Source organism: Kerstersia similis (assembly GCF_965139615.1).
Lineage (GTDB): Bacteria > Pseudomonadota > Gammaproteobacteria > Burkholderiales > Burkholderiaceae_B > Kerstersia > Kerstersia similis.
In genome coordinates this window covers 1-863 of sequence record NZ_CBCSIQ010000056.1, presented here as the reverse complement: position 1 = coordinate 863, position 863 = coordinate 1, and the positions used below count along the sequence as shown (strand labels likewise).

Sequence of the window (863 nt, the reverse complement as noted above, 5' to 3'; positions counted from 1 at the left end):
CATGGCCGTCGCAGGGCAGTCATGTGAATCTATCGGTAGATCAGGCCAGAGCCTTGGTCGTTGGCCTGCCGTGGCAGCGTCTGGAGCCGTCAGGTCTGAGCCTGTTGTAAGGCGCAATGCGGAGCATCGCCAATGGTGCGAAGGGATGCTGCATGGCATCATTAGCGCTATGACTCAACTGCCTGTGCCCGACCTCGATCAACTGGATGCTGATACCCTGCGGGGGTTGATGCGCCAGATGATGGGCGAGCTGACGCAGCGAGATATCGCGTTGCAGGAAACTCAGCAACAGGTGGAACGGCTGAGCCAGGACAATCTGTACAAGGAAACGCGCATCCGGCAGTTGACGCACGAGATTGCGATCCTGCGGCGTTACCGCTACGGCAAGAAGAGCGAGAGGTTGCCTGGCGAACAGGGTAGCCTGCTCGATGATGCCGTGGATGCAGACCTGGCCGCAATAGAACAGGAACTGGTGCAGTTGGGTGGCACGCTGCCGGAAGACAAGCCGCTTGCCCAGCCCAAACGCCAGGCATTGCCGCCGGAGCTGCCTCGCACCGAGATCCACCACGAACCCCATGGCACCACCTGCCCATGCGGCTGCCAGTTGCAGCGCATCGGCGAAGACGTGACCGAGAAGCTGGACTATGTACCGGGTACGTTTACGGTGGAACGTCACATCCGAGGCAAGTGGGTGTGCCGTCAATGCGAGACGCTGGTACAAGCCCCGGTACCGGCCCAGGTGATCGACAAAGGCGTGGCGACAACCGGCTTGTTGGCGCAGGTACTGGTCGCCAAATACGCAGATCACCTGCCGCTGTATCGCCAGGAAGTGATCTACGCGCGAGCGGGTGTGAAACTCTCTC

The 863-nt window shown here is 60.6% G+C and carries 1 protein-coding gene; it reads left to right on the top strand.

What is annotated here, in order from left to right; genetic code table 11:
* Positions 1 to 169: 169 nt before the first annotated feature.
* Positions 170 to 863 (top strand): IS66 family transposase zinc-finger binding domain-containing protein (locus tag ACNA1V_RS17415; protein WP_415834825.1); only part of this gene is annotated, 694 nt, incomplete at its 3' end.